Origin of the sequence: Microcoleus sp. Pol12B4, assembly GCF_036701385.1 — a bacterium.
GTDB lineage: Bacteria > Cyanobacteriota > Cyanobacteriia > Cyanobacteriales > Microcoleaceae > Microcoleus.
On record NZ_JAUBQR010000237.1, the window covers coordinates 1 to 8,229 of the forward strand.

Sequence of the window (8,229 nt, forward strand, 5' to 3'; positions counted from 1 at the left end):
GACAATATAACAACTCAAGCCAGCCATCAATCCCAAGCTGACCAATTTCCGATTTCTGGTCTTCACGCTGAACCTCGCAGATGAGACTATGTAAACTAACACATCGGCGGGCATCCTGACTCAGAAAGCGATAAGACTCTCATTACAGTTGCGGGACAGCGCCGGACTTGCACCGAACTTTCCCCGTTTCCTCTAACGGCTGCTCCCCATTAGAACCGACTCGTTAGACATAGTTTAGTCGATCGTGTAAGTCTCAGCAAATATTTTACAAAAATTACTTCTGATTAACTAAGTCAAAATTACCTATTATCTTCTCTTCTCTTCCTTCGGTTCTTCGCGGTTCGTTCAATAAATACGATCGCTCAACAAATCCACTGTATAATATTAATGAGTTTTGAGGAAACCCGCAATGTTACAGTACAACTTGCGGAGGAACTTGCCCTCCGCCGATGAACTACCAGACTCGGATGAAACGCCTGTGGATAACGAACTGCAAGAGCTAATACCAGGCTTGTTAAAAGCAATATTGCTCATACTTTGGTCAGAACGCATGGACTGGTTTTTTGGCATAGATATGGGTATCTATTATCACCCGGATAAACCTGCCATTGTGCCAGATGCTTTCTTGAGTTTAGGTGTAGAAAGGTTTTATGATGAAGAATTGCGTCCCAGTTACGTGTTGTGGGATGAAAATGTTCTGCCGAGTTTTGTGCTGGAAGTAGTTTCCCCAACTTATCGCAAAGAATACAGCACCAAGTGGGAGGAATATCAAGCTTTAGGCGTACTTTATTACGTCATTTATTCTTCCCGCCGCCGTCGTAAACCTCGTTTAGAAGTACACAAGTTAGTCAATGGAAAGTATGAATTACAGCCAGGAAATCCAGTTTGGATGCCAGAAATTGGTTTGGGGATTGGTTGTGAAAGGGGAAGTTATTCTGGGGTGACAAGGGAGTGGTTGTATTGGTATGATGCCGATGGAAAACGTTATCTGACTCCTGAAGAACAGGTGAAAGAATCCACGCAGCGCGCCCAACAGGAATCGCAGCGCGCCGATCGACTGGCTGAACGTTCCGATCGACTAGCTCAGCGATTGCGGGAGTTGGGGATAGATCCTGATAATCTGACCTGATGGCAATCAAGAGTACCAGACTGACCGAATCTAGACGCTCAGAAAGCGGGTTTTTCAACCGAGTGCGATCGTCCTCAACGAAAGATTTTCAGGAAAAAACCCGGTTGCTGCATCCAGGAATGTGTGAATATTTATCGCAAAAATCAGGAAAGAGCGAGCTAGAGTTGGGAAAAACAGAGAGTTGGACGGCAAACATTGAGCTCCCGCTCGAAAAGATGAAAATCAGGAGAGGTTATTAAATAATGGTCATGGATCTGCGTTCTTACGATATCATCTGTTTTGGTGATGAAGTTCCAGGAGTTCTAGCTGTTATCTCTGCCTCCAGAGAATATCTTCGCCGAACAAAGCGTTATCCGCGAATTCTACTGATGTCGAAAGCAAGCTTGCAAGAAGGAATTGGCGGGCATTTGGTAAGAGGCGCCCTTGCTTATTTAGATAGAAGTCAGATTAATGAAGAACTTCAACAATCTTTAAAGTTAGATACCTTTGGTTCACCGACGACAATCTATAAAGAATTTTTACAAAAATCCGGCGTTAAGGCAATTGCACTTGACCCCCGCAAAGCCAGTGCAGCGCTGAAAGAAATGCTGGTACAAGCTGGGGCAGATCTCCTCAGCAAAGTAGAAATTAAATCAGTCAGTAAAGAAGGTCAAAAAATTGCCAGTATAACCACCTCTCAAGGCGTAGTTTATGCCGGCAAGCAATTTATTGATGCCACTGTCAATGCCGAATTAGCTCAAGCTGCCGGTGTGAGAAAGCTGAAGGGATTTGAAACATTGGGTCTGCCTAACTCAGAACTTCCAGTCACCCTCGTTTTTGAAACCCAAGGACTCAGTGCAAGAGCACTGAAAGAATTCGATTATATTTATCTAAAACGCTTCACAAACCTGGCAGATTCAGAGAGTCAAAAATTTTTGCTCTACGCTGCAGACAAGGATGTCAAACTAGCACAAGAACTCCGGCGGGAAATGATTGACACCCAAGGAAATCTCAAAACTCTGTGGGCGGGCAACGATTACATCGATGTTCGTTCGCCGGCTCTGTCTGTAGCTTACCACTCCTTTAGAGGAATAAAACTATCTTTTTCTGAAACTGGCGTAATTTTAGATGAAGGAAATATAGCCATACTTCCAAATGACAGACTTTCGTGGAATGCGCTTTTATTTGCCGTCACCGCCAGCGAAGCGGAAGCTTTAGCCAGAAACGGGAGCAAACCCACGGCTAATATGCAAAGAGAGATGTTATTTGTTAAAACTTGGCTGAAGAGTTTGGGCGCTACTTCTGTCACTTATGCCTCAGAACTTTATATTAGACACGTCGGCAATGTGACGGGAGTTGTAGAACCTTTGACTGGCGCCCAAATGCTCTTAGGTGGCGTACCTGCTAATGAGGCACTGGCAACATTTAGCTATCATTTTGATGTACGGGGAGGCATCCGGGGTATTCGCGATAAAGCCAATGGTCTAGGATGGTTTAAAAGTCTGAGTTTTAAACACCCTATCTTTAATATTGGCATCCGCCACGCATTAATTAAAAACGTTCCTAACCTGGCAGTGGTCAGTCCCTGTTCTGGATTTGAAGGGTTTGCTTGTTCTGTCGGCAGAATTGTGGAATTCAACGCCGCAGTTGGTCAAGGTGTGGGTATCGCTGCGGTTAATGCCATTCTAAATAACAAAAATCTAGCCGATGTATCTAACCGAGAAGTGAGGCAAGTTCTCGTCCAAACAGGTCAGTTACCTAAAATTTTTGGAACTCCAAATAATGGTGAGGCAATGTTATTGGCGCAATTCGAGACTCTTGCCAGTTCGGATGCTATTGCGTAATATAAATTCTGGTTGCAGTCCTCATGATTGTTGACTGTTGGCTGTTGACTAAAATTATGCTTTCGGGACAACGGACTGTTTGGAAATTGGAACAAATACCGAGGCAACCGGGAACGATTTAATAGCAACTTCAATAAACAATTCAGTAGTAGGTTGGGCAGGTGGAACGAAACTAAACCCAAAAGTTTTTAGCAAGAAATGAGTGAAACTGCTATTAATATTATGTCCCCTCGAACGGCAACAATCACGTTGTTTTGTAGTGAGGACTTTAATCCTCATAAAATTCTGAGCACTTCCGTCGTCACTACAAACCTATAACGGTGATTTTACCGGAAATTATATAATAGCTCGATCGCCTGCACCGAATTATTGTGCTGCGCGGCACTAACCGAGGAAACAATTTTTCAACTGGAGACTTCGCTTGATTTTTCCAGCTTGGTTTCCCGCACAAACAAGAAAAGCGGGAAAGCACATGAAAATGAAACAAGCACACCCAGAAGTATGTACAGCCCTACAAAACTTATATCCAATCGTTTTGACTCAGTGTACATCCAAGTGCTTCCCGCTACAGTTGCGATAAACAAATCTAAACTTACCGATTTCGCAGCAAGATTAGCCGAACTCTCGTTTACAAAGTCGAGCAAGCCAGCATTGCTAAAAAACTGCAAGTTATAGTACCAAGGCAGCACAAGCCCCAGAATGGCTAGGATGAGATAAATGATTCGCTTAACGCTCATAATTACCCTACCTGTTCGTCATCAACTGTATTAGCCTACTCGTTAACAACCCATCCTTACTTCTTCTTCGGGCAGTTCGGATGAAGGCCTCCCTGCAAACAAATGTAAGCAATTTGACTTTTATCTAAATTCTTAGCCTCCGCAAAATCAACTCCTAGGAATCGACCGGATTTATTACCAGTCGGATTTTGAATAAATTGATCCGAAGCGGTTTTCCCCAGAAACACAGCGCCTTTAAAATTCGCTCCCGCTAAATTCGCGCCCCTAAAATCAACCGAACTAACCTCCGCATTCCGAAAATTCGCATTTTCCAACCGAGCATCTTTTAAATTCACGTTGGCGAGTTTAGTCGAAGTCAAATCGGCATTTTGTAAGTTTGCGCCGCTCAAATCAGCACCGGACAAATCAGCACCTTGCCATTCCGATTTAGACAAATTTGTCAAGGACAACTGAGCGCCTTGAGCCTTCACTTTGCCTAAACGCGCACCCGACAAATCCGCTCCCGACAAATTCGCGCTTCCTATATCTGCTCCGGTAAAACTTGCATTTTTTAACAGTGCTTCCTGTAAATTTGCTCCAATTAAAATAGCACTGCTGAAATTAGCTGAATTCAAATTCCCGTTTGACAAATTAGCTTTGTTCATGACAGCGCGCACAAAAGTAGTGCGGTTCATTACAGCACTGTTCAAAGACGCCCCGGTCAAATTTACTCCTTCCAAATTAGCGCCGCTCAAGTCAGAAATCCAATCGTCAAAGGTAGCCGGACGCCTGTCTTCGCCGGTGCCGTAAAAGCGAGCGCCCTGCAAGCTGGCATTGGTTAAATTAGCATTTCTCAACTTAATTCCCGACAAGTCAACTTTGTTTAAAACTAAAGTAAACTGAGACGGGCCGGCAGGACTTTGAGCTAAATCCGTGCGGCTCAGATCCGCGCCGTTGAGTTGGCTGCTATACACTGTGAGAATTTTGCCGATCGCCCTTTGTACTGTTCGCTGGCGGGCGGCCGCTAACTCGCGTTCCGGGGCCTTGCCGCCAAAGCGCAGGGAATCGAGGTCGTTGCTGAGGGCTTGATTCAACCGCTGCAACTCAGGCAAAGCTTTCGGCCCGCTACTGACTAAAGCTTGCTGGATCGCGTCCAACATGGCGCGGTTGTCTTCTTGAGCTAGCAAATCCGCTAGCAGGGGTACGGCGCGGGAGTCTTCCACCGCCCCCAAAGCCAAAATAGCCGATCGCCTGCCCGATGCCCCGGTAGCCGATGTGGGAGACAATTTGCTAACTAAAGCTACAAATAATTCGTCGTTCCGCTGCCGGGAATCCCGCAAATTTGCTTGACTTTGAGTGTAGATGAGAGTGCCGACAAACAAAGTTAAAATCAATCCCGCGCTGCCGACGGTAACTATCACTAAAGTTGTGCCTGGGTGTTGGCGCATCCAATTCCACAAACTGGCATTTGTTTTCAGGCCGCTTTGTGGAGTCACAACCAAAGCCGCAATCTGCGCGTCTTCCTCAGTCCAATCTGGACTCTTGACAGGATCGGCAGACAGTTGATTCGATCGAGCGTTGACCACCAAAGTATTCGCGAGGCGATCGTGTCCCGCTTGCCGTTTGTAGCGCCATGCAAAAGCTCCGTCTGCGAGCACTGCCAAGCCGCTCAGCCCCCCTAAAATCAGCAAATCTGGAAACGCACCGCTCAAGCGCCAAATGCCGTAAGCGACGCCCAGAGGCACTCCCCAGCGCCCCAAACTTTCGCGAATTAGCACGGGTCCAAAACCCGGAGGAGTACCCGACGCTGTGACAACTTTGACCCCGAACCAGCGTTTGGGGAGAGTTTGACCGGTTCTGGCGAGCAAAAACAGTTGCCACCCCGCTAAAACTGCCGGTGCCAGCAGCGCCCCTGACCAGAATAGATTAGTTAGGGGTGCGACTCTGGGGCTGCGATCGCGCACGGGTATGCCCAAGGTACGGGCGACGGTTTCGGATGCTGCTGCTACTGAGGAATTGAGCGGCACGGTTTGAGATTCCTTGTTGACCAATGCCCCGATACTGAAGGGAACGAGGGCGCTGGCCGCAATTAACGAAATTTCCACTGCCCAAGCGCCGCACCTGCGAACCAGCAGTGGCATTTGCTTGGATTGTGTTTGCCAAGACGGATCGGGTTGATTGATGCCGCTGGGCGCGGTGGGGTTAGCCATATTTAGAAATTCCTATTATTTGTCGTTAGTATTTGAGGACTGGGGGGAAATTGCCAATTTATACGCTATGTAGATTAGCACTCCGAGAACGGCAAGAGTCATCAGCGCTGAAATTAGCTGTACGACGCTATTGAAGACTGTCAGGACAATTATCGCTCCGACGGCAAAGGCTGCCACCTGCCCCGGTTTGGGAAGTCTTTGAAACTTGTCCAGTAATTGATTGTAGAAGGTTCCGACGGCTTGATAGCTGTCTGAATTTTGTGTGATGATTGGCGATCGTTCTAGTTTAGCTTTTAGTTCTCCGAACGCTTGCTGCCAATTGAAGTTATTTTGAGGATTCATAAAAAAATTCCGAAGTTATTTTAGATTAATGTGTTTGGAACAGCCGTTATCCCCTACCGTCAAAGAACTAGAACCAAATGCCATTGTGTGAGGAAACATGAAGATCAATTATCCGGGCGATCGCGGCAAACTGTGGTTTAGCCCGATCGTGACCCTAGCCTTGGCAATGATTTTAGCGGATGCCGGTGCCCTTCGGAGCCAACCGCTACAAATTGCTCCGGGATTTCCCGAACCGCTGCGAGTTTCTGGAGTTTCCGGCGGCCCGAACAATAGTGGCGACTGCGGTTTTGTCTCCCAAGGACCGAACCACGTCATCGAAGTAACGCAGGATTTGCCTTACTGGCGGATTGCAGTACAAACCGCTGGAGCTCCAAGTTTGATGATTCAGGGGCCGAGGGGGCGTTTCTGCGTGCTGCCGGCGAATGCTGCTGCGGGCAATGTAGAATTTTCCGGTTATGGGGACAAGGGGACTTATGTTATTTTTGTGGGCGATCGATCTCAAGGTCAACACCCTTACTCTCTCTCTATTTCCCAAAAGCGAAATTAAAAATACAACGGAATCAGGAGGCTGGCTGTGAGAAAATGGCTTTTTTGCGATCGTAAATAAGCCATTTTCTCACAGCAAGTGCGGGGAATAGGGATTTCATATCAATTTTCTATTTGGTCTTTAACCCACTTGCGAAACAATCTGAGAGTTTGACTCGTCCCCGCTGTTTGGCTTTGTTCGCAATATTGAGCGATAGCTTCAATAATTGGCAGATTGGGAAAACTGGGACTAATTTCCGATTCAACATATTTCCCATCTTGAAGCACATTAATCACAAGCTTTTTATTTTCATAGCGCCATATTTCAGGTACTCCCAAAGCTTCGTAAGCATCGAGTTGAGTTTGGGAAGTTAGATCAATTTCAATTGCTAAGCCGGGCGGCGGATCTACAGTTAAGTCGCTCCGCTTTTTACCAATCATTAGAGTGTGATTCTGAATGTAAAAACATTCATCAGGTTCAATTCCTTGTAACATACTTTTTCGCTTGAAAGTCGTCGAACCAAATGGTTCAAACTCGATTTCTAGTTCCTCAAACAAAATTTTCACTAAATAGCCAATAATGATTTTAGCTTTCTCATGTTCTGGTAGTGGCATCCTAATCTCCAAAGTTCCTTGACTGTAAGCTATTCTAGAGCCACGGTGTTCTCCCAACTCTTCTAAAATTGCTTCAAATTCCTGCCAGTTAACATCATGGAACAGCACTCTCTGCCCTGGGGGTACACTGATTTGTTTTAATTGCAGAGTTACCATTTCAACCTCCGATTTATTTAAGTTTATTATAGCTGATACACTCTTTTATCTGGAACGGTGCACGGCGCCACTCCACTTAATTTACTTGTAACTATCGCCAAAAATATAATCCTCTAATCTGCGTTTTTTTGCTGGTTGTAAAGTTCTTTAAACTTGCGTTGCTGCTCGTTGTGATCTACAATTGGAGACGGATAATGGAGAAGTCGGCGTTCTAAAGGTGAAATATTTCCTGTTAGCAAAAGTTTAGTATCAAGGCGGCGCAATTCTGGAACCCAGTGCCGAATATATTCGCCTTCTGGGTCAAATTTTTGAGCTTGACTGGCGGGATTGAATATTCGCAAAGGTTTCGGGTCCATGCCGCTAGATGCACTCCACTGCCAGCCGCCGTTGTTAGCAGAAAGGTCGCCGTCTATCAATTTTTGCATGAAGTATTTTTCGCCCCACTGCCAGTTAATAATTAAATCTTTGGTGAGGAAACTGGCGACTATCATGCGGCAGCGATTGTGCATCCAACCTGTCTGATTTAACTGCCGCATTGCCGCGTCAATAATAGGATAGCCAGTTTTGCCCCGACACCAAGCTTGAAAAAGCTTTTCATCGTTTTCCCACGGAAAGTCTTTGAATGCTTGACGGTAGGGGCCGTCTGCTAATTCTGGGAAGTTATACATGGCGTGTTGGTAAAATTCCCGCCACGCTATTTCCTGTTGCCAAGT

The 8,229-nt window shown here is 46.0% G+C and carries 8 protein-coding genes and 1 riboswitch; of the genes, 3 read left to right on the forward strand and 5 right to left on the reverse strand.

Going from position 1 to position 8,229, the window contains the following annotated elements; all coding sequences use genetic code 11:
- Positions 1-88 precede the first annotated feature (88 nt).
- Positions 89-235, reverse strand: a riboswitch (cobalamin riboswitch).
- Between the two features lie 174 nt (positions 236-409).
- Positions 410-1,129, forward strand: coding sequence for a Uma2 family endonuclease (locus QUA38_RS24340; protein ID WP_333166457.1), 720 nt, complete (start codon positions 410-412; stop codon positions 1,127-1,129).
- Between the two features lie 248 nt (positions 1,130-1,377).
- The gene (locus QUA38_RS24345) at positions 1,378-2,952 is read left to right on the forward strand and encodes an FAD-dependent oxidoreductase (RefSeq protein WP_333166459.1); all 1,575 of its coding nucleotides are present in this window, start codon (positions 1,378-1,380) and stop codon (positions 2,950-2,952) included.
- 404 nt (positions 2,953-3,356) lie between these two features.
- Here the strand turns inward: QUA38_RS24345 and QUA38_RS24350 are convergent, their stop codons facing one another.
- From QUA38_RS24350 to QUA38_RS24360, 3 genes are read right to left on the reverse strand one after another with little or no spacing between them, the layout of a single operon-like run.
- Positions 3,357-3,689 (reverse strand): DUF2834 domain-containing protein, encoded by a 333-nt coding sequence (locus QUA38_RS24350; protein ID WP_333166461.1) that lies wholly within the window; start codon positions 3,687-3,689, stop codon positions 3,357-3,359.
- Positions 3,690-3,745: 56 nt separating this feature from the next.
- Positions 3,746-5,878 carry a pentapeptide repeat-containing protein gene (locus QUA38_RS24355; protein WP_333166463.1) on the reverse strand — a complete coding sequence of 711 codons (2,133 nt, stop codon included), beginning with the start codon at positions 5,876-5,878 and terminating at the stop codon, positions 3,746-3,748.
- Positions 5,879-5,893: 15 nt separating this feature from the next.
- A complete protein-coding gene (locus QUA38_RS24360; RefSeq protein ID WP_333166465.1) occupies positions 5,894-6,220 on the reverse strand; it encodes a hypothetical protein in 327 nt (108 codons plus the stop codon).
- Between the two features lie 97 nt (positions 6,221-6,317).
- Between QUA38_RS24360 and QUA38_RS24365 the strand changes: the two genes are divergently transcribed.
- A complete protein-coding gene (locus tag QUA38_RS24365) occupies positions 6,318-6,767 on the forward strand; it encodes a hypothetical protein (RefSeq protein ID WP_333166467.1) in 450 nt (149 codons plus the stop codon).
- Between the two features lie 101 nt (positions 6,768-6,868).
- Here QUA38_RS24365 and QUA38_RS24370 read toward each other — a convergent pair whose 3' ends face one another.
- Positions 6,869-7,516, reverse strand: coding sequence for a Uma2 family endonuclease (locus tag QUA38_RS24370; protein ID WP_333166470.1), 648 nt, complete (start codon positions 7,514-7,516; stop codon positions 6,869-6,871).
- Between the two features lie 113 nt (positions 7,517-7,629).
- Positions 7,630-8,229, reverse strand: a 600-nt coding sequence (locus QUA38_RS24375) for an FAD-binding domain-containing protein (RefSeq protein ID WP_333166472.1), incomplete at its 5' end; no start/stop codon positions are given.